The organism is Pseudonocardia oceani (assembly GCF_019263585.2).
Taxonomy (GTDB): domain Bacteria; phylum Actinomycetota; class Actinomycetes; order Mycobacteriales; family Pseudonocardiaceae; genus Pseudonocardia; species Pseudonocardia oceani.
Genome location: NZ_JADQDF010000001.1, coordinates 4183714 through 4210063 on the forward strand (window position 1 = coordinate 4183714; position 26350 = coordinate 4210063).

26 protein-coding genes and 3 pseudogenes are annotated in these 26350 nt (G+C 74.7%); 12 read left to right on the top strand and 17 right to left on the bottom strand.

Going from position 1 to position 26350, the window contains the following annotated elements; all coding sequences use genetic code 11:
* Window positions 1-27 precede the first annotated feature (27 nt).
* The 5 genes from I4I82_RS21030 to I4I82_RS35165 all read right to left on the bottom strand — a co-directional run bounded on the left by I4I82_RS21030 (window position 28) and on the right by I4I82_RS35165 (window position 3379).
* Complete coding sequence (locus tag I4I82_RS21030; RefSeq protein ID WP_218589801.1) at window positions 28-666, bottom strand: class II aldolase/adducin family protein; 639 nt, start codon at window positions 664-666, stop codon at window positions 28-30.
* The gene (locus I4I82_RS21035) at window positions 663-1910 is read right to left on the bottom strand and encodes a YibE/F family protein (RefSeq protein WP_218589800.1); all 1248 of its coding nucleotides are present in this window, start codon (window positions 1908-1910) and stop codon (window positions 663-665) included. The genes I4I82_RS21030 and I4I82_RS21035 overlap by 4 nt, the downstream gene beginning before the upstream one ends.
* Before the next feature lie 75 nt (window positions 1911-1985).
* Window positions 1986-2111, bottom strand: a complete 126-nt coding sequence (locus I4I82_RS34795) for a hypothetical protein (RefSeq protein WP_308112815.1) — start codon at window positions 2109-2111, stop codon at window positions 1986-1988.
* A 213-nt stretch (window positions 2112-2324) separates the two neighbouring features.
* The gene (locus I4I82_RS21045) at window positions 2325-3035 is read right to left on the bottom strand and encodes an SIMPL domain-containing protein (protein WP_218589799.1); all 711 of its coding nucleotides are present in this window, start codon (window positions 3033-3035) and stop codon (window positions 2325-2327) included.
* Window positions 3036-3085: 50 nt separating this feature from the next.
* A complete protein-coding gene (locus tag I4I82_RS35165) occupies window positions 3086-3379 on the bottom strand; it encodes a hypothetical protein (protein ID WP_443690113.1) in 294 nt (97 codons plus the stop codon).
* A gap of 435 nt (window positions 3380-3814) precedes the next feature.
* Between I4I82_RS35165 and I4I82_RS35025 the strand changes: the two are divergent.
* Window positions 3815-3898 (top strand): annotated as a pseudogene (locus tag I4I82_RS35025) (hypothetical protein); the annotation flags it as partial.
* 29 nt (window positions 3899-3927) lie between these two features.
* On the top strand, window positions 3928-4122 hold the full coding sequence (locus I4I82_RS35030; protein WP_372481296.1) for a PaaX family transcriptional regulator C-terminal domain-containing protein: 195 nt from the start codon (window positions 3928-3930) through the stop codon (window positions 4120-4122).
* Here the strand turns inward: I4I82_RS35030 and I4I82_RS21060 are convergent.
* Entirely contained in the window at window positions 4115-4528 is a 414-nt protein-coding gene (locus tag I4I82_RS21060; protein WP_218589798.1) for a MarR family winged helix-turn-helix transcriptional regulator, read from the bottom strand. The genes I4I82_RS35030 and I4I82_RS21060 overlap by 8 nt on opposite strands.
* Window positions 4529-4566: 38 nt before the next feature.
* On the opposite strand from I4I82_RS21060, the gene I4I82_RS21065 reads away from it, so the two are divergent.
* The 7 genes and pseudogenes from I4I82_RS21065 (at window position 4567) to I4I82_RS21095 (ending at window position 12502) form a co-directional block, all read left to right on the top strand.
* Window positions 4567-6057: an AMP-binding protein gene (locus tag I4I82_RS21065; protein WP_218589797.1), complete on the top strand. Its 1491-nt coding sequence runs from the start codon at window positions 4567-4569 to the stop codon at window positions 6055-6057.
* Window positions 6054-6827 carry a crotonase/enoyl-CoA hydratase family protein gene (locus I4I82_RS21070; protein WP_218589796.1) on the top strand — a complete coding sequence of 258 codons (774 nt, stop codon included), beginning with the start codon at window positions 6054-6056 and terminating at the stop codon, window positions 6825-6827. The genes I4I82_RS21065 and I4I82_RS21070 overlap by 4 nt, the downstream gene beginning before the upstream one ends.
* Before the next feature lie 15 nt (window positions 6828-6842).
* Window positions 6843-8738 (top strand): acetoacetate--CoA ligase, encoded by a 1896-nt coding sequence (locus I4I82_RS21075; protein ID WP_218595952.1) that lies wholly within the window; start codon window positions 6843-6845, stop codon window positions 8736-8738.
* A complete protein-coding gene (locus tag I4I82_RS21080) occupies window positions 8735-9622 on the top strand; it encodes a 3-hydroxyacyl-CoA dehydrogenase NAD-binding domain-containing protein (RefSeq protein WP_218589795.1) in 888 nt (295 codons plus the stop codon). The genes I4I82_RS21075 and I4I82_RS21080 overlap by 4 nt, the downstream gene beginning before the upstream one ends.
* Complete coding sequence (gene couO / locus I4I82_RS21085; RefSeq protein ID WP_218589794.1) at window positions 9622-10506, top strand: amidohydrolase family protein; 885 nt, start codon at window positions 9622-9624, stop codon at window positions 10504-10506. The genes I4I82_RS21080 and couO overlap by 1 nt, the downstream gene beginning before the upstream one ends.
* Before the next feature lie 269 nt (window positions 10507-10775).
* Window positions 10776-11105, top strand: a pseudogene (locus I4I82_RS21090) (transglycosylase family protein); the annotation flags it as partial.
* Between the two features lie 71 nt (window positions 11106-11176).
* Entirely contained in the window at window positions 11177-12502 is a 1326-nt protein-coding gene (locus tag I4I82_RS21095; RefSeq protein ID WP_218589792.1) for an ABC1 kinase family protein, read from the top strand.
* A gap of 319 nt (window positions 12503-12821) precedes the next feature.
* Here I4I82_RS21095 and I4I82_RS21100 read toward each other — a convergent pair whose 3' ends face one another.
* Both I4I82_RS21100 and I4I82_RS21105 read right to left on the bottom strand, forming a co-directional pair.
* Window positions 12822-14078, bottom strand: a complete 1257-nt coding sequence (locus I4I82_RS21100; protein WP_218595953.1) for an HNH endonuclease signature motif containing protein — start codon at window positions 14076-14078, stop codon at window positions 12822-12824.
* A 175-nt stretch (window positions 14079-14253) separates the two neighbouring features.
* Window positions 14254-14604 carry a hypothetical protein gene (locus I4I82_RS21105; RefSeq protein ID WP_218592183.1) on the bottom strand — a complete coding sequence of 117 codons (351 nt, stop codon included), beginning with the start codon at window positions 14602-14604 and terminating at the stop codon, window positions 14254-14256.
* A 94-nt stretch (window positions 14605-14698) separates the two neighbouring features.
* On the opposite strand from I4I82_RS21105, the gene I4I82_RS21110 reads away from it, so the two are divergent.
* Window positions 14699-15811: a cysteine--tRNA ligase gene (locus I4I82_RS21110; RefSeq protein WP_226370171.1), complete on the top strand. Its 1113-nt coding sequence runs from the start codon at window positions 14699-14701 to the stop codon at window positions 15809-15811.
* Here the strand turns inward: I4I82_RS21110 and I4I82_RS21115 are convergent, their stop codons facing one another.
* The 5 genes from I4I82_RS21115 to I4I82_RS21135 are packed head-to-tail and all read right to left on the bottom strand — an operon-like array spanning window position 15812 to window position 20900.
* A complete protein-coding gene (locus tag I4I82_RS21115; RefSeq protein ID WP_218592184.1) occupies window positions 15812-18094 on the bottom strand; it encodes a bifunctional salicylyl-CoA 5-hydroxylase/oxidoreductase in 2283 nt (760 codons plus the stop codon). It abuts the gene before it with no gap.
* A 1-nt stretch (window position 18095) separates the two neighbouring features.
* Entirely contained in the window at window positions 18096-18296 is a 201-nt protein-coding gene (locus tag I4I82_RS21120; protein WP_218592185.1) for a hypothetical protein, read from the bottom strand.
* Entirely contained in the window at window positions 18296-19618 is a 1323-nt protein-coding gene (locus tag I4I82_RS21125; protein WP_218592186.1) for a phenylacetate--CoA ligase family protein, read from the bottom strand. The genes I4I82_RS21120 and I4I82_RS21125 overlap by 1 nt, the downstream gene beginning before the upstream one ends.
* Entirely contained in the window at window positions 19615-20472 is an 858-nt protein-coding gene (locus tag I4I82_RS21130) for an acyl-CoA thioesterase (RefSeq protein WP_218592187.1), read from the bottom strand. The genes I4I82_RS21125 and I4I82_RS21130 overlap by 4 nt, the downstream gene beginning before the upstream one ends.
* Window positions 20469-20900 (bottom strand): cupin domain-containing protein, encoded by a 432-nt coding sequence (locus I4I82_RS21135; protein ID WP_218592188.1) that lies wholly within the window; start codon window positions 20898-20900, stop codon window positions 20469-20471. The genes I4I82_RS21130 and I4I82_RS21135 overlap by 4 nt, the downstream gene beginning before the upstream one ends.
* A gap of 77 nt (window positions 20901-20977) precedes the next feature.
* On the opposite strand from I4I82_RS21135, the gene I4I82_RS21140 reads away from it, so the two are divergent.
* The gene (locus I4I82_RS21140; RefSeq protein ID WP_218592189.1) at window positions 20978-21370 is read left to right on the top strand and encodes a RidA family protein; all 393 of its coding nucleotides are present in this window, start codon (window positions 20978-20980) and stop codon (window positions 21368-21370) included.
* A 6-nt stretch (window positions 21371-21376) separates the two neighbouring features.
* On the opposite strand, the gene I4I82_RS21145 is transcribed toward I4I82_RS21140, so the two are convergent.
* From I4I82_RS21145 to I4I82_RS21155, 3 genes are read right to left on the bottom strand one after another with little or no spacing between them, the layout of a single operon-like run.
* Complete coding sequence (locus I4I82_RS21145; protein ID WP_218592190.1) at window positions 21377-22225, bottom strand: PaaX family transcriptional regulator; 849 nt, start codon at window positions 22223-22225, stop codon at window positions 21377-21379.
* A 31-nt stretch (window positions 22226-22256) separates the two neighbouring features.
* Window positions 22257-23999, bottom strand: coding sequence for a thiamine pyrophosphate-binding protein (locus I4I82_RS21150; RefSeq protein WP_218592191.1), 1743 nt, complete (start codon window positions 23997-23999; stop codon window positions 22257-22259).
* The gene (locus I4I82_RS21155) at window positions 23996-24769 is read right to left on the bottom strand and encodes a cyclase family protein (protein ID WP_218592192.1); all 774 of its coding nucleotides are present in this window, start codon (window positions 24767-24769) and stop codon (window positions 23996-23998) included. Before I4I82_RS21155 ends, I4I82_RS21150 begins: the two co-directional genes overlap by 4 nt.
* A 114-nt stretch (window positions 24770-24883) precedes the next feature.
* Between I4I82_RS21155 and I4I82_RS21160 the strand changes: the two genes are divergently transcribed.
* On the top strand, window positions 24884-25678 hold the full coding sequence (locus tag I4I82_RS21160; protein WP_218592193.1) for an SDR family NAD(P)-dependent oxidoreductase: 795 nt from the start codon (window positions 24884-24886) through the stop codon (window positions 25676-25678).
* 7 nt (window positions 25679-25685) lie between these two features.
* On the opposite strand, the pseudogene I4I82_RS21165 reads toward I4I82_RS21160, so the two are convergent.
* Window positions 25686-26292 (bottom strand): annotated as a pseudogene (locus tag I4I82_RS21165) (SDR family NAD(P)-dependent oxidoreductase).
* Window positions 26293-26350 lie beyond the last annotated feature (58 nt).

Sequence of the window (26350 nt, forward strand, 5' to 3'; positions counted from 1 at the left end):
ACACTCAGCATAGACGCCGTCACCCGTTCAGCGCGGCTGCCCGTGCCCGTCGAGGGCGCGGGCGACGCGGGCGATCTCCGCGGCGTCCAGCGTCCGGGGCGGGAGACCCGTGGACAGCGCGCGCAGCGCCACGTCGCACACGTACTCCAGGTACCCGGCCCGGTCCAGCGCCCCCTCGACGGCCGGGGCGACGAGCACGGCGCCGTGGTTGGCCATCAGCGCGGCGGTGCGGCCGGCCATCGCGCCGAGCACGTGCGCGGCCAGCTCGGGCGTCCCGAACGTCGCGTAGGGGGCCACGCGCACCGCGCCGCCGAAGAACGCGGCGTAGTAGTGCGTCAGCGGCACCTCGCCGACGACGGTGGACAGCGCCGTCGACGCCGGGGCGTGCGTGTGGAGCACGACCTCGCCGTCGCGGGCGCCCTCGCGGGTGTGCAGCAGGACGTGCAGCGCGAGCTCGGAGGTGGGGCGCAGCGGGGCGTCGATCGCGGTGCCGTCGAGGGCGTGCAGGCCGATCACCTCCGGCGTCAGCGACGCGTAGTCGACGCCCGAGGGGGACACGGCGATCGTGTCGCCGTCGCGCACCGAGACGTTGCCCGCGGTGCCGACGACGAGCCCGCGCGCGACCAGGCCCCGGCAGAGGTCGACGACGGCGGCGCGGGCGCTCACCGAGCGTCCGCGGTGAGACGCCCGCGCGTGGACACGGCCACGGCCAGCGCCGTCGTCAGCGGGACCGAGGCGACGAGCCCGATGCTGCCGACCAGCGTCCGGACGATCTCGGTGGCGATGACCTGGCTGGTCAGCGTGCTCGCCAGCCCGCGCTGGGCCACGCTGAACAGCAGCAGCAGGGGCAGCGCGGCGCCCGCGTAGGCGAGGACGAGCGTGTTCACCGCCGACGCCACGTGGTCGCGCCCGATCCGCATGGCCGAGGTGAACAGGGCGCCCGGGCGCAGGGTCGGGTCGGCGGCGCGCAGCTCCCAGACCGCGCTGGTCTGGGTGACGGTGACGTCGTCGAGCGCGCCCAGCGCGCCGATCATCAGCCCGGCGAGCACGAGCCCGCGCCCGTCGACGGCGGTGCCGAGGCTGTTGGCCAGGCTCGCGGTGTCCTCGTCGGCACCGGTGAGGCGGGCCGCGGCGGCGAACGCGACGCCGAGCACGCCGATGAGCACCAGGCTGCCGAACGTCCCGAGCACGGCGGTGGAGGTGCGCGAGGAGATGCCGTGGGTGAGGTAGAGCGCGCAGAACATGATCGCGGTGCAGCCGACGACGGCGACGAGCAGCGGGTCGCGCCCGGCCAGGATCGCGGGCAGCACGAACCCGACGAGCACGACGCCGGTGAGCACCAGCGAGCCGAGCGCCGCGAGCCCCCGGAACCGGCCCAGCGCCACCACGGCCGCCGCGAACAGCAGCGCCAGCACGAGCAGCGGGACGCCGCGCTCGAAGTCGACGATCTGGTAGGAGTCGGGGTCGCCCGGGTCGCCGTCGAGGGAGAGCTGCACGGCGTCGCCGGTGGTGAACGGGGCGACGCCGCGCACGACCGACACGAGCGTCACGATGCTCGACCCCGCCGCCGGGCCGCCGTCCAGGCGCACGGTGAGCGCCGCGCAGCCGCCGTCGCCCTCGCCGGGGGAGCAGTCGCTCTGCGCGGTGGCCGTGACGGTGCCGGGCACGCGCGGCACGGCCGCGGCGCCGTCGAGCGGCTGCGCCGGCTGGTAGGGGAACAGCAGGACGATCCCCACGAGCGTGGCGAGCGCGGCCGGCACGAGGAGCGCGGCGATGGCCAGGCGGACGCGGCGGTCGGCGCCGGGCGGCGGGCCGTGGCCGTGGCCGTGCGTCGCGGGCTGCGCCCGGTGCGGGCCGGTGCGGGTGGCGCCGCTGCTGCGGTGGCGGGGCCCGTGCCGGGGGGAGCTCATGGCGTGATCCTCCCGTGACCACCGCGCGGGCCCGGTCGGGGGAGGACCTCCCAATTGACATTCGACGTGCGCATATCACGATTTCTCGTGCAGGTGCCCGTCGACCAGCCGGTAGTGGCGCTCGCGGTCGTGCCGCTCGCCGGTGACCAGCCGCGCGGCCCGCAGCACCCGCAGGTGCTGCGACACCAGCGGTCGGCGCACCCCGAGCGCCTCGACCAGCTCGCCGACCGACCGACCGACCGACCGAGCGCGGCGCCTGCGCCAGCTGCATCACGATGGCCGGGCGCACCTCGGTGGCGAGGGCCTTGAACAGCTCCGTCGCGTCGGTCACCGCGGCGGCGGCGCGCGCCGGCGGCGGAGGCGGCGCTGCGGCGGCGGTCATGGTCGGACGTCAGTGGATGCGCATCTGTCGACTCAACCGATCGCGCGAACGACCTCCACGACGACCGTGACGTCCTGGGTGCCCGGCAGCAGCGGCACCGCCGACGCCTGCTCGGCCGCCGCCCCATCGGCCGCGGCGAAGGGCTGCGGCCCGGCCTCGACCGGGATCTCGGTGATCGAGAGCAGCCCGCCGGGGGAGGCGCCGGCGGCCTGCGCCATCTCCGCGATCTGGGCCTCGGCCCGGCGCACCGCGTCGGCGCGGGCGGCCGCGCGCTGCTCGGCGTCGTCGTCGAGGGAGAAGGTGATCTGCTGCACCCGCACGGCGTCGCCCGCCGCCTGCGCCGCCGCGTCGATCAGGGCGCCCGCGCCGGCGAGGTCGCGCAGCACCGCCGTGACCTGGTTGCTCACCTCGTAGCCGCTGATCGTGCCGCCGTCGGCGTAGGTCGGGTAGATCGACAGACCGCTGGTGCGCAGGTCCTCGGGCGCGACCCCGCTCCCGCGCAGCACCTCGATCAGCGCCGTCGCCCGGGCGGTGTTGTCCTTCAGCGCGGCCGCGGCGGCGGGGCCGTTCGTGGCGACACCGAGCACGACCGTCACGGTGTCGGGGGTGCCGCTCACCGTGCCCACACCGCGTGCGGAGATGCCGGGCGGCGCGGCGGCCGGGCCGGTCGCCGTGGCGGGTGCGGCGCAGCCGGCGAGGGCGAGGGCGAGGGCGACCGCGGTGAGGGTGAGTGCGCGCTTCATGCGGGGAGGACGGAACGGGCGCTGATCCGGTTGCACGCGGCCCGCACGCATCAGCGCGGGTGCGGCGTCGTCGGCGACCACGGCGCGGAAGACCGGCGTCTTCTCGACCCGCGAGCGGGCGAACAGCCCCGGCGCCAGCAGCACGGCGCGGAGCAGCGCAGGACCACCAGCAGCACCGGCGCGAGCGCGCCGATCTGGGCCGGGGTGGGCAGCAGGCCGATGAGGATGCTGGCCACACCCAGCAGCGTCATTTTCGTGACCAGCATCTTCTCGCGGGCCAGGCGGTCACCGATGTGGCCGAACAGGATGCCGCCGAGCGGGCGGGCCAGGTGGTACCCGATCACGCTGCCGAGGTGACCGGACGGCGCGGCGCGGCGCAGCTGCGGGGTGGTCGGGCGGGTGCGGTCATCGGGCGGCCTCGCGTAGGTCGGTCCACGTCACGCGCAAGAGTGGGCAGCCTTGTCGACGACCGTCAACAGAACGCCCAGCGTTCGGCCGCGGATAGGCTGCCCGCGTGGGAGAGGAGCGCGACGGCAGCCGCCCGCAGACCGTGCTGCTGGCCCTCCTCGGCGCGTACGCGGTGGGCCGCGACGTGCGGGTGGCGACGGGCGGGGTGCTGGAGCTGCTGCGCCGGGCCGAGGTGTCCGAGCAGGCGGCGCGCTCGACGCTCAGCGGATGGCGCGCCGCGGGCTGCTCGACCGCACCCGCCGCGGCCGGGAGGTCTACCTCGGGCTCACCCCGCTCGCCGAGCGCGTGCTGTCCGACGGCGGCGAGCGGATGTGGCGCACGGGGGCCCGGTCAACGACGGGTGGGACGGCACCTGGACGCTGCTGTCCTACTCGCTGCCCGGCTCCTGGACCCGGCAGCGCCACGCCCTGCGCGCCCGGCTGGTGTGGGCGGGGTTCGGGTCGCCGACTGGCTGCGCGCGATCCGGCAGGACCCGCGGTTGCCGGTCGGGCACCTCCCGGCGTCGTGGCCCGCTTCCGCGGCGCACGCGCTGTTCCTGCGGCGCCACGGCGAGGTCGCGCCGGAGGCGGCCCGGGTGGCGGCGGAGATCCTGAGGTCGGTGCCGGCGGGCGTCAGCTGAGGGCGGCGCGGCAGCGGTCGAGGTGCGAGCGCAGGGCGGCGCGCTCGTCGTCGTCGAGGGCTCCGAGCATCCGCTCCTCCAGTGCGTCGACCTCGTCGCGGACCGCCGCCAGCAGCGCCCGGCCGGCCGGGGTGAGGCTGGTGCGCAGCCGCCTGCCGTGCGCCGGGTCGGGGCTGCGGACGATGTGCCCGCGCCCCTCCAGCGCCGTGACGATGTCGGCCATCGCCTGCGGCGTGACGAACGAGGTGCGGGCGAGGTCGGCCGTGGTGAGGCCGTCGCGGCGCTCGAGCACGGTGAGCGCGGTGTAGGTCGACGTCGTCAGCCCGTGGGGGCGCAGCAGCTCGTCGAGGTGGGAGCGGACGGCGAGCTCCACCTGCTTGACGACGTAGAGCAGGGACGGCGGCACCGCTCGACAATAGCAGGTTTCCTGTTATCGTCACCGGCGTGCATCCCCCTGACGGACTCGGCAGCTGGCCCGCGCGGCGGGCCCGGATCGACGCCTCCCGCACGGCGCTCGTGCGCCCCGACGGCACCGGCGTGGGCTACGGCGAGCTGGCCGGCCGCGTCGACCGGCTCGCCGGCGCGTTGGCCGCCGCGGGCGTCGGGCCGGGCGACCGCGTCGCCCAGCTCGGCGTGAACGCCGTCGAGGTGCTGGAGACGTTCTTCGCGGTGTGGCGCCTGGGCGCGGTCGCCGTGCCGCTCAACCACCGGCTCGCGGGGCCCGAGATCGCCTACATGCTCCAGGACGTGGGCGCGTCGTTCCTCGTGTCGAGCCCCGACGCCGCGGCGCTCGCCGCTGAGTTCTCCGGGCCGCGCCTGGAGGTGGGGCCGCAGTACGAGGAGGCCGTCGCCGATGGGGAGGGGGCGGCGCACCCCGTCGGCCTCGAGGACGCCGCGCTCGTGCTCTACACCTCCGGCACCACCGGGCGTCCCAAGGGCGCGGTGCTCACCCACGGCAACCTGACCTGGAACACGGTCAACCAGCTCGCCCACGTCGACGTCGCGAGCACCGACCGCGTGCTGTGCATCGCGCCGCTGTTCCACTGCGTCGGGATCGGGCAGATCACGCTGCCGACGCTGTTCAAGGGCGGGTCGGTGGAGCCGGTCGCGAAGGTCGACCCCGGTGCGATCCTGGCCCGCATCGGTGCCGCGGGGATCACCGGCTTCTCCGCCGTGCCGACGATGCTGCAGATGATGTGCGACCACCCGGGCTTCGCCGACGCCGACCTCTCCTCGCTGCGCGTCGTGCAGTACGGCGGGTCGCCGGTGCCCGAGCGGGTGGCGCGCGCCTGGCTCGACCGCGGCGTCACGCTGCAGCAGGGCTACGGCATGACCGAGGCGTCGCCGGGGGTGCTGATGGCCACCCGTGAGGGCTCGCCCGCGCACCCGGTCGCCGTCGGCGTGCCGCACTTCTTCACCGACGTGGCGATGGTGCGCGACGGGGAGGTCGCGCCGCTGCACGCCGGTCCGGCCGAGCTGCTGGTGCGCGGCCCGCACGTGTTCGCGGGCTACCACGGCCGCCCCGCCGACACCGCCGACGCGATGCTGGAGGGCTGGTTCCGCACCGGCGACGTCCTCACCGTCGCCGAGGACGGATGGGCCACGGTCGTCGACCGGGTGAAGGACATGATCATCTCCGGCGGGGAGAACGTGTACCCGGCCGAGGTCGAGGCCGTGCTGCTCGGCGTCGAGGGGGTGGTGGGCGCGGCCGTCGTCGGGGTGCCCGACGAGCGGTGGGGCGAGACGGGCGTCGGGTTCGTGCAGGCGGCGCACGGCGCGGTGCTCGACGTCGACGCCCTGCGCGCGCACCTCGCGTCGCACCTGGCGAAGTACAAGGTGCCGAAGCGGCTGGTCGTCGTCGACGAGCTGCCGCGCAACGCCACCGGCAAGATCCGCCGCACGGAGCTGCGGTCGCGAGCGGAGGAGACGTCATGACCCTGCCCGAGTCGGTGCAGGTCGAGGACCACGGCGAGGTCGCGGTGGTGCGGCTCGCCCGCGCGGCCAAGCGCAACGCCCTCGACGACGCCACGGTGCTGGGCCTGGAGGCGGTGTTCGCCGACCCGCCCGCGGGCGTGCGCGCCGTCGTCCTCGACGCGGCGGGCGACCACTTCTCCGCGGGCCTGGACCTCGGCGAGCTCGCCGAGCGCGACGCCTTCGAGGGCCTGCAGCACTCCCGCATGTGGCACCGGGTCTTCGACCGGATCGAGCGCGGCACCGTCCCGGTCGTGGCCGTGCTCAAGGGCGCGGTCGTCGGCGGCGGGCTGGAGCTGGCCTGCGCCGCGCACATCCGGGTGGCCGAGCCGAGCGCGTTCTACGCCCTGCCCGAGGGGCAGCGCGGGCTGTTCGTCGGGGGCGGGGCGTCGGTGCGGGTGCCCAAGCTCGTCGGGGTGCACCGGATGGCCGACATGATGCTCACCGGCCGCGTCCTGGACGCCGACGAGGGCCAGGCGCTGGGGCTCTCGCAGTACCGCGTCGAGGCGGGGCAGGGCCTGCCGCACGCGCTGGAGCTGGCGAAGAAGATCGCCGGCAACTCGCCGGTCACGAACTTCGCGGTGCTGCAGGCGCTGCCCCGGATCGCCGACGCCGACCCCGACCAGGGGTACCTGATGGAGTCGCTGATGGCGGCGGTGGCGTCGAGCAGCGGGGAGGCGCAGGAGCGGATGCGGGAGTTCCTGGCCGGGCGCGGGCCGAGGGTGCAGCGGTGAGCGCCTCCGGCGCCCGTGAGCGGCGACAGCCGCATCGGGGCGTTCGCCGCGTGGGTCCGCGAGCACCGCGGCGTCCCCGCCGACGACTACGCCGCCCTGCACCGCTGGTCGGTCACCGACCTCGACGGGTTCTGGAGCGCCGTCGTCGAGTTCTTCGACGTCGACCTCACCACGCCGCCCCGGGCCGTGCTCGGGCGCCGGGAGATGCCGGGCGCGGAGTGGTTCCCGGGCGCCGAGCTCAACTACGCCGCGCACGCGCTGCGCGGTGCCGGCACGGCCGACGGGGACGTCGCCGTCGTCGCGCACTCGCAGACCCGCGACGTCGTCGAGCTGACGTGGGCGCAGCTGCGCGACCAGGTCGCGCGGGCCCGCGCCGGGCTGCTCCGCCTGGGCGTCGGCCGCGGCGACACCGTCGTCGCGTACCTGCCCAACATCCCCGAGACCCTCGTCGCGTTCCTCGCCGCCGCGAGCCTCGGCGCGGTGTGGGCGAGCTGCGCGCCGGAGTTCGGGGCGCGCAGCGTCGTCGACCGGTTCGCGCAGGTCGAGCCGTCGGTGCTGCTCGCGGCGCCGGGCTACACCTACGGCGACAAGCCCGTCGACCGCCGCGACGAGGTCGCCGCGCTGCGCGCCGGGCTGCCGACGCTGCGCCACGTCGTCACCGTGCCCTACGGCGCCGGGGAGCTGCCGGACGCCGTCGCCTGGGACGAGCTGCTCGCGGAGCCCGCCGAGCCCGCCTACGACCCGGTGCCCTTCGACCACCCCCTCTACGTCCTGTTCTCCTCGGGCACCACGGGGAAGCCGAAGGCGATCGTGCACGGGCACGGCGGCATCACCGTCGAGCACCTGAAGAACCACGCGCTGAGCTGGGACCTCGGCCCCGGCGACCGCATCCTCTGGTTCTCCACGACCGCCTGGATGATGTGGAACGCGCTGGTCTCGGGCCTGCTCTGCGGGGCGTCGGTGGTGCTGGTCGACGGCAACCCGGTGCACCCCGACGTCGGCTGGCAGTGGCGCCTGGCCCGCGACACCGGCGCCACACTGATGGGCGCGTCGCCCGGGTTCCTCATGGCCTGCCGCGCGCAGGGCTACGCCCCGCCCCCGCTGCCGCGGCTGCGGCAGCTCGGCGCGGCCGGTAGCCCGCTGCCCCCGGAGGGCTACGCGTGGGTGGCCGAGCACCTGGGCGAGGGCGTGCTGCTCAACGTGGGCAGCGGCGGCACCGACGTGTGCACCGGGATCGTGCAGGGCAGCCCGTGGCAGCCGGTCGTGACGGGCGAGATCGCGGGGCCCGCGCTGGGCGTCGCGGCCGCCGCGTTCGACACCGACGGGAACCCGGTCGTCGGGGAGCTGGGGGAGCTGGTGATCACCGAGCCGATGCCGTCGATGCCGGTGGGGTTCTGGGGCGACCCGGACGGCGAGCGCTACCGGGCGTCGTACTTCGACGCCTACCCCGGCGTCTGGCGCCACGGCGACTGGGTGCGGTTCTCCGCATCGGGGAGCTGCGTCATCGCCGGGCGCTCGGACGCCACCCTCAACCGCGGCGGCGTGCGGCTGGGCACCGCCGAGTTCTACGCCGTCGTCGAGGAGCTGCCGGAGGTCGCCGACAGCCTCGTCGTGCACCTGGAGGACCCGGCGGGCGGCAACGGGGAGCTGCTGCTGTTCGTCCAGCTCGTCGCCACCGCCGAGCTCGACGACGCCCTGCGCGCCCGGGTCGCCCGCGAGCTGCGCACGGCGCTGAGCCCGCGGCACGTGCCCGACCGCGTCGTCGCCGTGCCGGTGGTGCCGCGCAACCGCACCGGCAAGAAGCTGGAGCTGCCGGTGAAGCGGATCCTGCTGGGTGCGCCCGTCGACGACACCGCGCGCGGGGTCCTCGCCGACCCGACGGCGCTCGACGGCTTCGAGACCCTGCGATGAGGGTCGCGGTCGTCGGGACGGGCGCGATCGGCGTCAGCTGGGCGGCGCACTTCCTCGCGCACGGCCTCGACGTCGTCGCCACGGACCCGGCAGCGGGGGCGGAGGAGCGGCTGCGCGCGGGTGTGGCCGAGATCGGTGCGGACGCGGCCCGGCTCTCGTTCACCTCCGACACCGCCGACGCCGCCGCGGCCGCCGACTTCGTGCAGGAGAACGCGCCCGAGCGCGAGGACGTCAAGCACGCGCTGTTCGCGGTCCTCGACGCCGCCGCACGCCCGGACGTCGTGCTGGCCAGCAGCTCGTCGGGGATGCTGCCGACGGCGATCGCGAAGGCCTGCGCGCGGCACCCCGAGCGCGTCGTCGTCGGGCACCCGTTCCATCCGCCGCACCTCGTCCCGCTGGTGGAGGTCGTGCCGGGGGAGCGGACGTCGGAGGCGGCCGTCGACGCGGCGATGGCGTTCTACACCGGTGTCGGCAAGAAGCCGATCCGGCTGCGCCAGGAGCTGCCCGGCCACATCGCGAACCGGCTGCAGGCGGCGCTGTGGCGCGAGGCGTACTCGCTGGTCGACCGCGGCGTGGCCTCGGTCGCCGACATCGACGCCGCCATCTCCCACGGGCCCGGGCTGCGCTGGGCGGTGCTCGGGCCGTTCGCCAACCAGCACCTGTCCGGCGGGCCGGGCGGCATCGCGCACGTGCTGGAGCACCTCGGCCCGCCCACCGAGGCGTGGTGGCGCGACCTCGGACACCCCACGATGACCCCCGAGCTCGAGCGGAAGATCGTCGAGGGGGTGGACGAGGAGCTGGCCGGCGTCGACCCCGCCGCGCTCGCCCGCTACCGCGACACCGTCGTCCGCGCGGTGCTCGCGGCCAAGGAGAGGAAACCGTGATGGACCTGTCGACGATCGACGCCATCGACGTGCACGTCCACGTCGAGCAGGACGGCCACGGCTGCCTGTCGCTCGACCAGGAGCTGATCGACGCGTCGGCCGCCTACTTCCGCGCCGACGCCGACCGCACCCCGACCGTCGACACGATCGCTGCGCACTACCGCGAGCGCCGGATGGCCGCCGTCGTGTTCACCGTCGACGCGACCTCGGCCACCGGGCACCCGGCGCTGTCGAGCGAGGAGATCGCCGACGCCGCCGCCGCGCACCCCGACGTGCTGATCCCGTTCGGCTCGGTCGACCCGCACGGTGGGAAGGCGTCGGTGCGCCGGATCCGCGCGCTGGTGGAGCAGCACGGCGTCCGCGGGTTCAAGTTCCACCCGAGCCTGCAGGGGTTCGCGCCCAACGACACGGCGTTCTACCCGCTCTACGAGGCGATCACCGAGGCCGGCGTGCCCGCGCTGTTCCACACCGGCCAGACCGGGATCGGTGCCGGGCTGCCGGGCGGGCGCGGCATCAAGCTGCGGCTGTCGGACCCGATGCTGATCGACGACGTGGCCGCCGACTTCCCGGAGCTCACCGTCGTCCTCGCGCACCCCTCGGTGCCGTGGCAGGACTCCGCGATCTCGATGGCCACGCACAAGGCCAACGTCTTCATCGACCTCTCCGGCTGGTCGCCGAAGTACTTCCCGCCCCAGCTCGTGCGGGCGGCGAACTCGATGCTGCGGCACAAGGTGCTGTTCGGGTCCGACTTCCCCGTCCTCACCCCGGACCGCTGGATCGCGGACTTCGCGAAGCTGGACGTCAAGGAGGAGGTCCGGCCGCTGATCATGAAGGAGAACGCGGTGCGGGTGCTGGGGCTCGGGACCCCGCCGGACCGGGCATGACCCGTTTCACCGCGCGGCGGGGTTTGGGCTGAGCACCCCCAGGTCAGATCGCCGGGTGCGATTCATCACGGTCTCTCCGGGTTGACCCGGCCGGGGAGCCCCCACCTAGCGTCGTCGACCGCCCGGCACGAAGCCGCCGGGCGTGCTCGGAACCACCGGTGCCGCCGCGCCAGCACACTCCCCGTCCCGCGGCCCCGGTCCGTCGATCCAGAGGCGGGACGGGGGCCGGGTGCCCCGGGTGGCGCGGGATTCGGAACAAGGTCAACCACATGTCTCGTCGAACCACGTCCCTCTCCGTCCGGGCGGCCGCCGTGGGAGCCGCCGTCCTGGGCGCGCCCCTGCTGATGGCCGGCACCGCGAACGCGGCGTCGAGTTCCACCTGGGACGCCCTCGCCGAGTGCGAGAGCAGCGGGAACTGGAGCGCGAACACCGGCAACGGCTACTCCGGTGGCCTGCAGTTCAGTCCGTCCACCTGGCGGGCGTTCGGCGGCGAGGGCAGGGCGCACGATGCCAGCCGCTCCGAGCAGATCGCGGTGGCCGAGCGGGTGCTCGACGGCCAGGGCTGGGGTGCCTGGCCGGCCTGCTCGCGCGAGCTCGGCCTGCGCTGACGCGCCCGTGAGCGGGAACCCTGGCCCCGACCACGGTTCCCGCTCACGAGTAGTTTGATCACATGGGAGACGACGGGATCCCCCAGCGCGGGGTGGCGCGGTCGGCGCGGCTCGCGATGCTCCCGCTCGGTTTCGCCGGGCGGGCCGTGGCCGGCTGGGGCCGGTCGCTCGCCGGGGCCGACGCCGACGAGGTGGCCGCCGGCGCCGCCGCGCGCAACTCTGAGCAGCTGTTCGCGGTGCTCGGGAAGCTCAAGGGCGGGGCGATGAAGCTCGGCCAGGCGCTCAGCGTCTACGACGCGCTGGTGCCGCCGGAGTTCGCCGACTCCTACCACGAGGCGCTGGGCCGGCTGCAGACCGCGGGCCCGCCGATGCCGGCCCGCGAGGCCCACCGCGTGCTGGCCGAGCAGCTCGGCTCCGGCTGGCGCGGGCGCTTCTCCTCCTTCGACGACGAGCCGGTCGCGTCGGCCAGCCTGGGCCAGGTGCACCGAGCGGTGTGGCACGACGGGCGGGCCGTCGCGGTGAAGGTGCAGTACCCGGGCGCCGACGTCGCGCTCGACGCCGACCTGCGCCAGCTCCAGCGCTTCGCCGGGCTCTTCGGCTCGCTCCTCCCCGGCCTCGACGCCCGCGCGCTGATCCGCGAGCTGCGCGAGCGGATGCTGGAGGAGGTCGACTACCGCGCCGAGGCCGACCACCAGCGCGCCTTCGCCACCGCTTTCGGCGACGGGCCCGACCTGTACGTGCCGTCGGTCGTCGCGTCGGCCCCGAAGGTGCTCGTGTCGGAGTGGCTCGACGGCGTGCCGCTGGGCCGCGTCATCGACACCCAGGCCGCCGACGACGACGAGCAGGCCGTCCGCGACGCCCACGCCGCCACGATCATCGACACGATGTTCGCCTCGCCCGCGGAGATCGGCCTGCTGCACGCCGACCCGCACCCCGGCAACTTCCTCGTCCTCGACGACGGGCGCCTGGGGATGATCGACTTCGGCGCGGTGGCCCGGCTGCCCGACGGCATCCCGCCCGTGCTGGTGCGGATGCTGCGGCTCACGGCGGAGGGGGACCGGGAGCCTCTCACGGACCTGCTGGTGGCCGAGGGCTTCCTCGCCCCGGACGCCCCCGACGCCGACGTCCTGCGCTGGGTCGGCGCGCTCGCCGATCCGTTGCGGGAGCCGGAGTTCCACTTCTCGCGGGCGTGGATGGCGCGGCAGGGGGCGCGGGTGGCGAACCCGAACAACCGCGCGTTCCAGGGGACGGGGCGGGCGTTGAACCTGCCCCCGGAGCACGTCCTCGTACTCCGGGTGCTGTCGGGGTGGATGGCGATACTCGCGCAGCTGGACTGCACCGTCGGGGTGCGGGGGATCGTGGAGCGGCGGGTGCCCGGCTTCGCCTGATCGGCTCCCTCCGGGGGCCGGGCGCTGCCCGGACCCGGCCTCGCTCGGAGAGGTTCCCCGGTGAGTGCCGGTGGGTGGTCGGTCGGGCCGGGAAAGTGCTGCTGATCCGCCCAGCCGGGGTCGGTGCGGCCTCTGCCGCCGCCGGCCCCGCCCGTGCGGCGATCCACTGGCGACCATCCGCCCTTGATCGGCGGGTTCGGGCGCGTCTGAGGCGGGTGGGGGCGGGTGCGTGGCCGCGCGGGCGTCATGATCGCCAGGAGTGGTGCGAGGGGGTCATCCGTGACCGCTCTGCACCACTCCTGGTGATCTTGGGGTGGGTTCAGGCCGCGGCGAGGTGGGCGAGGACCTTGCGCCGGGGTGTTCGACTCGGGTCGATCCACTTCGGTGGCAGGAACTCCGGGAGGCCGTCGCGGATCCGAACGTGCCAGTCGGTGTGGTGGACCTGGCGGTGGTGGGCTCTGCAGAGCATGACCAGGTTGTCGAGTCGGGTGGGTCCGCCGTGTTCCCAGTGGTGGATGTGGTGGATCTCGGACCAGGAGGGTGGGCGGTCGCAGCCGGGGTGGGCGCAGCCGCGGTCTCTGGCGGTGACGGCGCGGCGCAGGCCGTCGGGGATGGTGCGGGTGGCGCGGCCGACGTCGAGGGGTTGTCCGGCGCCGTTCATCACGACCGGGATGACGCCGGCGTCGCAGGCCAGGGTACGCAGCGCGGCGGGCGTCGACGTCCCACCGAACTCCAGCATGGCCGAGCGGGCGCGGTGCTCGAGGTCCTCGAGCCGGACGAGGACGGTCAACACCGGGCGGCGGCCGCCGGTGTCGGGCAGGTCGTCGCCGTGGTCGAGGACGTACCCGCAGACGTCGGCGAGTGCTTCGGCCTGTCGTTGCGGCGCAGGTCGGTCGTCGTCGGCGGTGAGCGGGGCGGCTTTGGCGTCGATGACCGCGGCGATGGCGTCGTAGAGGGCGGGGTCCTGGAACCGGCCCTTGATCGACCCTCCGGCTGCGTGGCGGGTGAGACGGAGTTCATTGACCGGGGCAGGCACCCGGTCGTCGGGTTCGGCCCCGTCCTGGTCGAGCAGGGCGACCAGTGCGGTGCCCAGGGTCTGGAGTTCGGCGGGGTTGAGGCGGGTGGCGTCGGCGGCGAGCTGGGCCTCGACCAAGGCCCACTGCTCGGGTGAGAGGCGGCGTGCGGCGTCGGTGGACAGCACCCGCCCGATCACGTCGACGTGCCGCAGCGCGATCTTCCCCCCACCGAACGCGGCTGCGGCAGAAGGCAGCCGGGCGGGCAGCGGAGTTCCGTCGAGGGTGGTCCGGGTGTGGACGTCAGAGGCTACGGCAACGCGACGTCGAGCCTCGACGTAGTCCCACGACAGCAGATCGGACAGGGCGCGGGCGGCGGACCGGTAGCCGCGGGTCAGAAAGGCGCCTTGGTCGTCCAATGCGGCGACGGCGGACGTGGAGATCGCATCCACGCGACGGGCAACGCTCTCGCACAGCGTCAGCAGTGAGAGGAGTTCGGTCTCGGATCCAGTGGCCACGACGGAGGCGAGCTCGTCGAGCGCATCGTCGAGGACCGGACCCATGCCCTCATCGTACTAGAACATATGTTCGATAGATAGGCTTTGAGCAGGGAAAACAGCACCACAGGATAGTCCCCGCAATGAGAACGGGAACCGTTCTGTGCCCGGGTCCGGAGGCCATCGGGACCACGACGGCGACCGACCCGGTACACGTCCTGCGCGCCCGCAGGACCACAGATCACGCAGGCTGCTCACTCCGCTGCTGCGGAACCGAAGGGACCGAGTCAACCGCAGCGAACGGAGCGGAGAGGCTCCGCTGTGCCGGCACCTCCACGACCGGGATGGGGCCCGTGTCGAGGTATCCCTGCCAGTCGTGCGTCGGGAAGCCGGCGTACTTCTCGGCCCGCCAGTCGTAGGTGTTGCCCCGCCCCCCGCACCGCTCGCACGTCTTCTCGCGCCCGTGCCACGTGCGCAGGCAGCGGCAGCACTGCAGGTGGGCGGCGCGCCAGCGCTCGTCGACCCGGGTCATCGCGAGCGAGCCGATCACGATCGTGGCGGTGCCGATGGCCAGCGTCACCCAGATGAGCATGGAGGAACGGTACCGATCGGGTGACGGGCCGACTACGCACAGCACGTCGACACGGCCCCGCGCGGCGCCGAACGGCACTTGCGAGGATGGCGCGGTGACCGCACCCGACCCCACGCTGACGCTGGCCGGTGCGCCGGTGCCGCTGACCGTGCCCGCCCGCCTGTACGTCTGCGGCATCACCCCCTACGACGTCACGCACCTCGGCCACGCGTCGACGTTCGTCTGGGCCGACACGGTCGCGCGGGTCGTGCGGATGACCGGGACCGACACCGTCGTGGCCCGCAACGTCACCGACGTCGACGACGAGCTCACCCGCGCCGCCGCCGAGCGCGGCAAACCCTACGACGAGTTCGGGCTCTCGCAGGAGTTCACCGTCGACCACGACCTCGCCGCGCTGCACGTCCGGCGCCCCGAGCACGAGCCGCACGCGCGCCACCACGTCCGCCACGTCGTGGCGCTGGCCGCCGCGCTGCTCGGCGCGGGTGCGGCCTACGAGCGTGGGGGCGGGATCTGGTTCCGCGGCGCGGCCGTGCCCGCGGCGGCCGGCCTCGACCGCGACACCGCGCTCGCCCTGGCCCGCGCCAACGGCGACGACCCCGACGACCCGCGCCGCGACGACCCCTTCGACGTGCCGGTCTGGTGGCCCGCCGACGGCCACGGCCCGTCGTGGCCGAGCCCGTGGGGGCCGGGCCGGCCGGGCTGGCACGCCACCTGCGCGGCGATGGCGCTGGCCACGCTCGGCGGCACCGTGGACGTCCTGGTCGGCGGCGCCGACCTCGCCTTCCCGCACCACGCCTACCAGGTGGCGCTGGCCGCGGCGGCCACCGGTGCCGCGCCCTACGCGCGGCGGCGGATGCCGGTCGGCACCGTGCACGTCGACGGCGCCAAGATGGCGAAGTCGACGGGCAACCTCGTGCTGGTCGGCGACCTGGTCGAGCGGTACCCGGGCGCGGCCCTGCGCCTGCTGCTGCTCGAGCGCCCGTGGGCCGTGGACTGGGAGTACCGGCCCGAAGCCCTCGACGACGCCGCCGCCCGGCTCGACCGCCTCTACCGCGCCGCCGCCACCGGGGGCGGCTCCGAGGCCGACGTCGCCGCCGTCCGCGCGGCCCTGCTCGACGACCTCGACGTGCCCGCCGCGATGGGCGTCGCGCTCGACGCCGGAGGAGCGGCGGCGCGCCAGGTCGTGCGCACCCTGGCGCTGCAGTAGCTACGGCTCCTGCGCGCGGCGGCGGGCCCCCATCCCGGAGCGGTACTGCACCGGCGGGGTGAAGCCGCGGTAACCCTGGTCGATCGCCGCGTTGAGCGTCCAGTACGGGTCGACGAGGTGCGGCCGCGCGAGGCAGCACAGGTCGGCCCGGCCCGCGGCGATGATCGTGTTGGCGTCCTCGACCGACGCGATCGCGCCGACGGTCATGGTCGGCACCCCGGTCTCCTGACGGATCCGGTCCGCGAACGGCGTCTGGTAGAGCCGCCCGTACGCCGGGTCCGCCTCGGTGCTGGTCTGGCCGGTGGACACGTCGACGATGTCGGCGCCGTGCTCGGCCAGCATCCGGGCGAGCTCGACCGCGTCGTCGCCGTCGAACCCGCCGTCGACCCAGTCGGTGGCGCTGATCCGCACGCTGATCGGCCGGTCCTGCGGCCACGCGGCGCGCACGGCGTCGAGCAGCTCCAGGCCGAAGCGGGCGCGGCCGCGGAGGTCGCCGCCGTAGCCGTCGGTGCGGTGGTTCGACAGCGGCGACAGGAAGCTCGACACCAGGTAGCCGTGCGCGTAGTGCAGCTCCAGCAGGTCGAAACCGGCGTCGGCGGCCCGGCGCGCGGCGGCCACGTGGTCGTCGACCACCTGCGCCATGTCGGCCGGCGTCATCTCCCGCGGCACTGCGCTGTCGGACCGGTACGGCACCGGCGACGGCCCGACGATCTCCCAGCCGCCGTGGTCCAGCGGGTCGTCGATGCCCTCCCACATGACCTTCGTGGAGCCCTTGCGGCCCGCGTGCCCGAGCTGCATCCCGATCTTCGCGCCGCTGTGGGCGTGCACGAAGTCGACGGTCCGCGCCCACGCCGCCGCCTGCTCGTCGTTCCAGATGCCGGGGCAGCCCGGGGTGATCCGCGCGTCCGGGGACGTGCACGTCATCTCGGTCATCACGAGCCCCGCCCCGCCGACCGCGCGCCCGCCCAGGTGCACGAGGTGCCAGTCGGTGGGCATGCCGTCGACGGCGGAGTACTGCGCCATCGGCGAGACGACGATCCGGTTGGCCAGCTCCATGCCCCGCAGCCTGTAGGGGTGGAACATGGGCGGCGTGCCGTCGGCGACCTCGAGACCGCTCGTGCGGGTGCGGTCGGCGAGCCAGCGGTCCAGGCGGGCCACGTAGTCGGCGTCGCGCAGCTTGAGGTTGTCGTAGGTGACCCGCTGGCTGCGCGTGAGCAGCTGGAACACGAACTGCTCGGCGGGTAGCCCGCGGTAGCGCGCGGCGCCCTCGAACCACTCCAGGCTGGTCTGCGCCGAGCGCTGCAGCGACGCGACGACGGGCTGCCGGTCCTCCTCGTACGCCTTGAGCGCGGCCTCGATGCCCGGCTCGCGGTCGACGGCGACGGCGAGGCTGATCGCGTCCTCCAGCGCCAGCTTGGTGCCCGAGCCGATCGAGAAGTGCGCGGTGTGCGCGGCGTCCCCGACGAGCGCGACGCCCTCGGCCGACCAGCTGCGGTTGCGGATCACGGCGAACGAGAGCCAGCCGGAGTTGTTGCCGATCAGCCGGTGCCCGTCGAGGTGCCCGGCGAAGACGCGCTCGCAGAAGGCCAGCGTGGCCTCGTCGTTCTCGCCCGGGCTGCGCGGCACGGCGGCGAACGCGTCGAGCCCGGCGCGGCGCCAGGTCTCCTCGTCGGTCTCGACGATGAACGTCGAGCGCTCGTCGTCGAAGGGGTAGACGTGCGCCCAGAACAGGCCGAACCCGGTCTCGACGAACAGGAACGTGAAGCAGTCGAACGGGCGCGTCGTGCCGAACCAGACGTACTTGGCGGAGCGGCGGTCGACCCGCGGGTCGAGGTGCTCGGCCAGCTGCGCGCGGAGGAGGGAGTTGACGCCGTCGGAGGCGATGACGAGGTCGTGAGCGCGCTTGAGCGTCGCCAGGTCCGGGGCCTCGGTGCGGTAGCGGATGTCGACGCCGAGCTCCCGCGCCCGCTCGCCCAGGATCGCGAGGAGCCGCTTGCGCTCCAGCGCCGCGAACGCGTGGCCGTCGGAGCGCTCGCGGACGCCGAGGAAGTCGGTGTCGATGGCGCTCCAGCACCGGAACCCGGCCTCGATGCGCCGGTAGGACTCCGGGTCGGCCGCGGCGATGTTGTCCAGCGTCTCCTGGGAGAACACGACGCCGAAGCCGAACGTGTCGTCGGCGGCGTTGCGCTCGTAGACGGTGATCTCGCGGGCGGGATCGGCCTTCTTGAGCAGGATCGAGCCGAACAGCCCGCCCGGCCCCCCGCCGACGGCGGCGATCCGCACGTCAGACCCCCTCGTCGAGCAGGTGCTCGAACCGCAGCCCGAGGTCGGTGACGACGACCGCGACGCTCGCCAGCGCGGCGCGCAGCCCGGCGGCGGCGCACGGCGGCAGGTCGGCGGCGAGCAGCGCGCGGAGCTGGTCGTGCACGGCCAGCAGCGCGTCCTCGTCCGCGGTGGTGGTGCGGTGCAGCAGGTCGGTGACCATCACGCGCTCCTCGTGGTCGGTGCGGGCCGCAGGTCGGTCAGCCGCTTGGCCTTGAGCTCGAAGCGGGGCAGGGTGTCGGCGGGGGCGCGCTCGACGTGGAAGCGCAGGCCCTCGTGGGCGTCGGCGAGCTCGCGCCCGAGGTCGGCGGCGAGGCGGCCCCACGGCTCGTCGCCCATGGTCGGCGCCGGCTCGACGCACAGCACGATCTCGTCGCGGTCGCCGCGGCGCTCGATGCGCACCTGGAACTCCTCGATGCCCCCGAAGCCGCGAACGACCGCCTCGATCGCGCCGGGGTAGACGTTGGTGCCGCGCACGAGCTTCATGTCGTCGACGCGGCCGAGGATGCCGCCCTCGTAGAGGTCGAAGGTGCGGGGACCGCGGCTGGGCACCTTTACCACGACGTCGGCGGTGCGGTAGCGCAGCAGCGGGGTGGTGCTGCGGCCGAACGAGGTGCAGATCCGTTCGCCGCGCTCCCCGTAGCCCACCTCGCGGCCGGTCTCGGGATCGACGACCTGCTCGATGAAGTGGTCCTCGATGATGTGGCTGCCGCCGGGCCGGCCGGTCGGCTCGAACATGAAGACCGTCGAGATCTCGGTCATCCCCGCGGTGTCGTGGGCCCGGGCGCCCCAGCGGTCCTCGATGATCGCCTTCGTCTCCGCGACGACGGGCTCACCGGAGAGGATCACGGTGCGCACCGGCCCGTTGCGCAGGTCGACGCCCAGCGCATCGGCCTCGGCGGCCAGGCGCAGCGCGTAGGTCGGCGTCGAGGCGACGACCGTGGCCCCGAAGTCGACGATCTGCTTCACGCGGTTGGGGGTGGTCTGCGCGCCGCCGGGGACGGTCAGCGCGCCGATCCGCTCCAGCCCGTTGTGCAGGCCCCAGAACCCGATGAACGAGCCGTAGCCGAAGGCGACGTAGCCGACGTCGTGCGACCGCACGCCCGCCGCCCACAGCGCGTAGCACCACATCTCCGCGGCCCAGGCCCAGTCCTTGCGGCTGTCGAGCGCGCGCAGCGGCGTGCGGCCGGACGTCCCACTGGTCGTGTGCACGCGGATCGCCGACTCCGGGCCGACGACCGGGAGCTCGCCGTAGGGCGGGTGCTCGTCCTGGCTGCGCATCCACTCCTCGCGGGTGAGGAACGGGATGCGGTCGAGGTCGGCCCACGTCCGCAGCTGCTCGGGCCGGACCCCCGCGAGCGTGCGCCGGTAGTGCGGGCTGCGGGCCCGCGCCCACCCGACGAGCAGGCGCAGCTTGGCCAGCTGCAGCTCGCGCAGGTCCTCGCGCGGCAGCAGCTCCGTCTTGGGGTTCCAGTACTCGCTCACAGGTGCACCAGCCCCTCCTGCGTCACGCTCGCCAGCAGTGCCCCGTCGCGGGAGTAGAGGCGGGCGGATCCGAGGCCCAGGCCGCGCAGCGCCACCGGCGACTCCTGCACCAGCGCCACCCAGTCGTCCATCCGGCCGTCGTGGTGCCACCACATCGCGTGGTCGAGGCTCGCGGTGACGAGGCCGTCGTCGGACCAGGCGGCCCCGTGCTGCCGCAGGACCGGCTCGAGCAGCGTGTAGTCGCAGACGTAGGCGAGCGCGCTGCGGTGCAGGGCCGGGTCGTCGGGCAGGGTCTCGAACGCGCGCAGCCACACCGTCTGGCGGCGGACGGGCTCGCCGTCGGCCGCGGTGTAGATCGCGGCGGGGGAGTGGCGGATGTCGAAGCTGCGGTCATGGGACCAGTACCGCGCGTCGCGGACGCTCGATCCGCGGAGCGCCTCCTCCGACGTCGGCAGCGACTCGGGATCGGGCAGGTCGGGCATCGGTTCCTGGTGCTCCACGCCCGGCCCGGGTACCTGGAAGGACCCCATCGCCTGGAACAGGACGCGGTCACCCTGGATGCCCTGGACCGCGCGCACGGAGAAGTTGCGGCCGTCGCGCAGCCGCTGCACGACCCAGCGCGTCGGCTGCTGCACGTCGCCGGCGCGCAGGAAGTAGCCGTGCAGGGAGTGGCTGACACGTGAGGGGCCGGGCCGGTCGTCGCCGACCGTGTGCGACATCGCCACCTGCGCCTGCGCCACGAGCTCGCCGCCGTAGACCCGGCCCGACGGGATGACCTGCGGGTGGCCGACGAAGGTGTCGTCCCCGTCGGGCGTCAGGGACAGGACGTCGAGGAGGTGCTTGCTGGTGCTCATGCGCGCCGGTACCCCGCGAGCACGGAGTCGTCGACCTCGTCGAGGTTGACCACGATGTTGTCCGGCGTCCGGCAGGTCAGCCAGACGAGCTCCTCGGTGGTGCTCATGTTGGCCTCGACGTGCGGCATGTGCGGCGGCACGAACACGAAGTCGCCCTCGGTCATGTCGAGGAACTCCGAGTAGCCCTCACCGAAGTAGATGCGCGCGGTCCCGGTGAGCACGTAGCCGCCGGTCTCGGCCTCGCCGTGGTGGTGGGGCAGCGAGCGGTAGCCCGGCTCGTTGCTGACCTTGCCGAACCAGATCCGGGTGGCCGGGGTGTGCTGCGGGGAGACGCCGGAGATGCGGACGGCGCCGCCGGACTGCCCGGTGGCGTCGTGCTCCCGGCCCTTGCGGGTGACGACCGGCACGACCTTCACGTCGGTGGACATGGCCCCTCGCTTCCGTATCGCGTAATCGTTACGATAGTCATGGAAGCACACCACGTGCGATGCGTCGAGGAGCAGCGATGGAATCCTTCAACCCGCCCGAGCTCGCCAGGCCGTCCGGATTCACCTACGCGGTCCGGCACGGCGACACCGTCCACCTCGCCGGCCAGACGGCCATGGACGCCGACGGGAAGATCGTCGAGGGCGGGATCGTCGAGCAGTTCCGGCAGTCGTTCGGCAACGTCCTGACGGCGCTGCGCGCGGCGGGCGGCGAGCCGTCGGACCTGCTCAGTGTCACGATCTACCTGACCGACATCCCCGACTACCAGGCCAACGGCCGCGAGATCGGCCGCATCTGGCGGGAGATGGCGGGCACGGGGTACCCGGCGATGGCGGGCATCGGCGTCACCGCGCTGTGGCAGCCCGAGGCGCTGATCGAGATCCAGGGCGTGGCGGCGGTGCGGGCCGCCTGACCGTCGCTACGCCTGACCCGCGAGCAGGGCCCGGGCGTGGGTGGCGGCGGGGCCGGCGAGGCGCTCGCGCAGGGCGGCGAACAGGTCCTCCGCCGTCACCCCGACCCAGCCGACCGGCAGCACCTCCAGCGGCAGCCCGGGGTCGAGGTAGGGCAGCCGGCGCCAGGCCGTGACGACCTCGACGAAGTCGGTGAACGCGCGGGCGCCCGGCCCGTCGGGGTCGGCCGCCCAACGCGCGCGGACGGGCTCGAAGCGCTGGACGAACTCGGCGTAGACGGCGTCGAGGGCGTCGAGGTCCCACCAGGTGCGGACGGTCTCCCGCGCCGGCCGCGACGAGACGTGGTGGCTGCGGAACAGGTCGGTGAACCCGCGCAGTCCCGCGCGCTCCAGCGCCGCGGCGACCTCGGTCTCGCGGTGCGCCGGGGCGATCCACAGGCCGGGCGCGACCGTGCCCAGCCCGAGCCGGGCGAGCTGGGTGCGCAGCAGGTGGCGCTTCTCCCGCTCGGCCTCGGGCACCGAGAACGTGACGAGCAGCCAGCCCTCGTCGAGGGTGCCGCGGCGGCGGGAGAAGATCCGGGAGTCGCCCTCGGCGAGGATGTCCTGGCCGACGTCGGAGAGCCGGTAGCCGGCCGCGCGCCCCACCTTCTCCGCGATGAGCAGGCCCCGGCGCTTGAGCCGGAACACCGACGAGCGCACCGCCTGCCCGTCGACGCCGAACTCGGCCATCATCCGCACGACCGACGCCACAGACAGCCACCCGTCCTGCTGGCGGGCGTAGAGGCCGTACAGCGAGACGATCAGGGCCCGCGGCGCGGCGGCGACCCCGACCTCTGCTGCGTCCTCGGCCAGGGTCACCGCCGCACCATATCCCGTGCCCGCGGCGGGCTCAGTGCCCGCGGAACGCCTCCGCCAGCCACCACGACGGCTCGTCCGCGCGGACCTTCGCGTCGACGAGCATCGGCCGGTCCCGCGGCCCGGCCAGCCACGTCGTGACCGCGGCCAGGTCGTCGACCGAGCGGACGGTGACGGCGTCGCAGCCGTACCCCGCCGCGATCGCGGCCAGGTCGGCGTCGGGGAAGCGGACGGTGGCGTGGTCGGCGTCGTCGAAGTGGTGGAACTCGGCGCCGTAGCCGGCGTCGTCGTAGACCACGACGAGCAGCCCGATCCCGAGCCGCACCGCGGTCTCCAGCTCGGAGATCCCCATGAGGAACCCGCCGTCGCCGAGCGCAGCCACGGGGACGCGGTCCGGGCGGGCCAGCGCGGCGCCGATCGCCGTCGCGAGGCCGAGCCCGATCGACTGGAAGCCCTGCGTGAAGCAGAACCCGGCGGCGTCGGGCACAGCCAGGTAGGCGCTCGGGTAGCCCATGAAGTTGCCGGAGTCGACGGCGAGCGTGCGCTCCGCGGGGAGCAGGGCGTCGAGCGCCGTCGAGAGGGTGCGGGGGTCGATGCGGCCCGGGACCCCGTCGGGGACAGGGACCTGCGCCCAGCGCCCCTCGGCGGCGATCCGGGCGCGCACGTCGTCGGTCCGGTGGCCGGGCCCGCCCCGCACGAGGGCGGTCACGTCGAGCGCGGTCGTGCGCACGTCCCCGAGGACCGCCAGGTCGACGGGCCGCTGCGCGCCGAGCGCCTCGGGGGTGTCGTCGACCTGCACGACCGTCGCGCCGTCGCCGAGCAGCGCCCCGTGCCGGGTGGTCCACATCGTCAGCGACGCGCCCCAGGCGACGACGAGGTCGGCGTCCGTGATCAGCTCCGCGGCGAGGTCGGTGGCGAACCCGCCGGAGATGCCCAGGCTCCAGTCGTGGCCGGTGAAGAGCCCGTTCGCGACGGCGGAGGTGGCGAGCAGGGCACCGCAGGTGTCGGCGAGCGCGGCCAGTTCGGGGCCGGCTCCGCGCGCGCCGCGACCGGCGACGAACACCGGTCGGGCGGCCCAGTCGAGGAGGCAGGCGAGCTCGGCGGCCGCGCCGGCGTCCGGGCGGGCCGGAGGCAGCGGCGTGAACGCGGCCGCGGCCGACTCGCAGGGCTGTTCCTGCACGTCGAGGGGCAGGCTGAGCACCACCGTGCGGCGCAGGCCGCGGCAGGTGGCGTACGCGCGCCGGACGTCGGCGACGGTGGACGCGGCCGAGTGCACCCGCTCCGCGACGGCGCCGACGGAGGCGACCAGCGCGTCCTGGTCGATGCGGAAGTTCGACCGCACCGCGGCCCCGGCGGTGTCGGCGGCCAGCACCAGCAGCGGGGTGCGGCTCTTCGCGGCCTCGGTGATGCCGGTCAGGGCGTTGGTCAGGCCGCAGCCCTGGTGCAGCGTGAGCACCGCGACCCCGCCCGCGGTCCGGGCGTACGCGTCGGCCATCGTCGCCGCCCCACCCTCGTGGCGGGCCGCGGTGAACGGCACGCCGTGCGCGCGCAGGGCGTTGGTGACGTGGAAGTTGCCGCTGCCGACCACGCCGAAGGCGTGGCCGACGCCGAGCTCCGCCAGCAGCGCGCCGACGACATCGGCGACGGTGGTCGGCGTCTCCGGTGAGGTACCGGACGCGGAGGTGGTCGGCGCGGAGGTGGTCGGCGCGGAGGTGGTCGTGAGTGGCGATCGTGGCTCCGGCGACGGTTGCCGCTCACGGGCGGCGGAGCCGCTCACCCCTCCACCAGCGCGAGCACGCGCGCCGGGCTCCCCGACCCGCCGACGATCGGCAGCGGGCACACGATGAGCACCGCGCCGGTCGGCGGGAGCGCGTCGAGGTTGCGCAGGCTGGTCAGGCCCCATTTGTCGGCGCCCATGAGGAAGTTGTGGCACGCGAACGGCGGGTCGAACCCGGCCGCGGCGCCCGCGTCGGTGCCGACGGTCTCCACCCCGAACCCGCTGATCGGAGACTCCTGCGCGAGCCAGCGCGCGCACGCGACCGAGACGCCCGGCGTGTGCGGCCCGTCCTCGTCGGCGTTGGCGAACGCGGCCGCGTCGTCTCCGCGCGCCGACCAGCCGGTGCGGTAGAGCAGCCAGCCGCCCTCGGGCAGCGGGCCGTGCTCGGCCTCCCACGCCCGCACGTGCTCGACCTCCAGCAGGAAGTCGGCGTCCGCCTCCACCTGTGCGGTCATGTCGATCACCGCGGCCGCCCCGACGAGGGTGCTCAGCGGGGCCTGCGACACGTCGAGCCCGTCCTTGCCCGACACCCAGTGCACGGGCGCGTCGAGGTGGGTGCCGGTGTGCTCGCCGGTGTGGATGTCGTTCCAGTACCAGGCCGGGCCGCGGTCGTCGTAGCGCGAGAGCTCCTCGAGGCGGAACCGGGAGGTGTTCGCGAACGGCGGCGGCAGCTCCAGGATCGGCGTCGTCTCCCGCAGCGGGGTGGTGAGGTCGACGATCCGGACCGCGCCGGAGCGCGCGGCGTCGAGGACGGCGGACAGGACGGACATGGCGGCTCCTCGGGACGGGTTGCCGCCACGATGCCCGGGCGTGCCCGCCCGCACCAACCGGTGCGCGGGAGATCGGCGTGGAAGATCGGGCGGGCCCGCCCGGTTGGCGTGGACGTGGACATCGACCTGACAGGACGGACCGCACTGGTCACCGGCTCGACCCAGGGCATCGGGCATGCCATCGCGACGGGTCTCGCCCGCGCCGGCGCCGACGTCGTGGTGAACGGCCGCGACCAGGGGCGCGTCGACGCCGCGGTGCAGCGCATCCGCGACGCCCACCCGCAGGCGCGGGTGCGCGGGATCGCCGCCGACGTGGCCGACGCCGACGGCGCCGCCGCGTTGGTCGCGGAGCTGCCGCGGGTGGACGTGCTGGTCAACAACCTGGGGATCTTCGGCGCGGCACCGGTCCTCGAGATCGACGACGACGAGTGGCGGCGCTACTTCGAGGTCAACGTGCTCGCCGGCGTACGCCTCACCCGCGCCTACCTGCCGGGGATGATGGAGCGCGGCTCCGGGCGGGTGCTGTCGATCTCCAGCGACTCGTCGGTCGTGACGCCGGTGGAGATGGTGCACTACGGCGTCACGAAGACCGCGCAGCTCGCCGTCACCCGCGGGTTCGCGAAGGCCGCGGCGGGCACGGGCGTCACCGTCAACTCGGTGCTGGCCGGGCCGACGCACACCGGCGGCGTCGAGGACCTCGTCACCGAGCTGATCGGCGACGACCTGCCGTGGGACGAGGCCCAGCGCCGGTTCATGACCGAGCACCGCCCGCAGTCGCTGCTGCAGCGGCTGATCGAGCCCGAGGAGATCGCGAACCTGGTGGTGTACCTCAGCTCGGACCTGGCGTCGGCGACCACCGGCGGGGCGCTGCGGGTCGACGGCGGGTACGTCGACTCGATCCTGCCCTGACCCCCGGCTACAGCGCCCGCGTCGTCGAGATCCCGCCGTCCACGGCCAGCGTCACGCCGTGGACCAGCGCCGCGTCGGTCGAGGCGAGCCAGGCGACGGCGCGGGCGATGTCCTCGGGGCGGACGGTCCGCCCGGCCGGGGTGCCGGCGGCGAGCCGGTCCAGGACGTCGCCGTCGGACTCGTTCATCGGCGTGCGCGTGACGCCGGGCACCACGGTGTTGCACCCCCGACGGCCCGAACTCCGCGGCCCAGCTGCGGGTGAGTTGCTGCTCGGCGGCCTTCGTCGTCGCGTAGAGGCCGACGGCCGGGCTGCCGGTGCCCGCCATCCAGCAGCCGATCGTGACGACGGCGCCGTCGCCCCGCTCCACCATCCCCGGCACGAGCGCGGCCACGAGGACGTGCGGGGCGCGGACGTTGACGGCGAGCGACTCGTCGAGCTGGGCGTCGCTCAGGCCCGTGGTCGTGGTCGGGTGGCAGACGGCGGCGTTGTTGACGAGGACGTCGACGCGGCCGCCGAGTGCGTCGCGGGCGGCCGCGGCGAACGCTCGGACCTCGTCGGGGGTGCCCGCGAGGTCGGACGGGACGAAGAACGCGGTGCCGCCCTCCTCGGCGATCTCCTTGACGACGGCCTCGCCGCGGGGCGCGGTCGCGCCCGGCGACGACGACCGACGC